Raw genomic sequence first — 1,270 nt, 5'->3', positions numbered from 1 at the left:
TGTCTGACGTCAGCACCAATGGGACAGTTTAGGGTGATTTGATAAGAGAGGGTTTCTGGCACATCGTAACCACCAAGGAGTGGAGATGAGACAGAAACCCGGAACACGTAAGAGCCACGGCGAAAAAGTTGTCAAAGACATCCGCCGGGCCACTCGCAAGCAGTATTCGGCTGAGGAGAAGATCAGGATCGTGCTGGACGGCCTGAAGGGCGAGGACAGCATTGCAGAGTTGTGTCGGCGCGAGGGCATTGCCCAGAGCCTGTATTATAGCTGGTCGAAGGAGTTCCTTGAGGCTGGGAAGAAGCACCTGGCGGGCGATACGGCGCGGGCTGCGACGTCGACCGAGGTCAAGGATCTGCGCCGTGAGGCCCGCGACCTTAAGGAAGTCGTGGCCGAGCAGGCCCTTGAGCTGCGTCTTCTCAAAAAAAGCATGCGCGGGGATGGGGGCGACGACGAATGAGGTATCCCGCATCTGAGAAACTGGTGATCATCCGGCTGGTTGAGCAGTCCCACCTGCCGACCAAACGAACGCTGGACAAGCTGGGCATTCCCAGGACCACTTTCTATCGCTGGTATGACAGGTATCAAACTGGCGGGCCTGAGGCGCTTGAGGACCGCCGCCCCAAGCCATCCCGGGTCTGGAACCGTATTCCCGAGCTTGTTCGCGAGAAGGTCAAGGATCTGGCCTTGCAGGACAGCGATCTATCGCCGCGCGAATTGGCTGTGCGCTTCACGGACACGGAAAAGTATTTTGTATCAGAGGCTTCAGTCTATCGCATCCTCAAGTCCTTCGACCTGATCACCAGTCCGGCCTATGTGGTGGTGTCGGCGGCTGATGAGTTCAAGGACAAGACCACGCGGCCGAACCAACTGTGGCAGACCGACTTCACCTATCTGAAAGTGATCGGCTGGGGGTGGTTCTATCTCTCGACCATCCTCGACGACTACAGCCGCTACATCATCGCGTGGAAACTCTGCACAACGATGAAGTCGGGCGACGTGACCGACACGCTAGACCTGGCACTGCAGGCCTCGGGCTGCGATCAGGCGACGGTCCTGCACAAACCAAGGCTGCTCAGCGATAACGGGTCCAGCTACATCTCCGGTGAACTGGCCGATTGGCTGGAAGACCAGCAGATGGATCATGTCCGCGGCGCACCGTATCACCCGCAGACCCAAGGCAAGATCGAGCGATGGCACCAGACCCTGAAAAACCGCATCTTGCTGGAGAACTACTACCTGCCGGGCGACCTCAGGCAGCAGATCGACG

The 1,270-nt window shown here is 58.3% G+C and carries 1 pseudogene; it reads left to right on the top strand.

Annotated features, from left to right (window positions below):
* Positions 1-85: 85 nt before the first annotated feature.
* A pseudogene (locus RXV86_RS22020) lies at positions 86-1,270 on the top strand (IS3 family transposase); the annotation flags it as partial.

The sequence above is a fragment of the Aliisedimentitalea sp. MJ-SS2 genome (assembly GCF_032586155.1).
In the GTDB taxonomy this organism is placed as follows: Bacteria; Pseudomonadota; Alphaproteobacteria; order Rhodobacterales; family Rhodobacteraceae; genus JAWHTC01.
The sequence above is the reverse complement of the archived record's forward strand: the minus strand, read 5'-3'. Positions and strand labels throughout refer to the sequence as shown.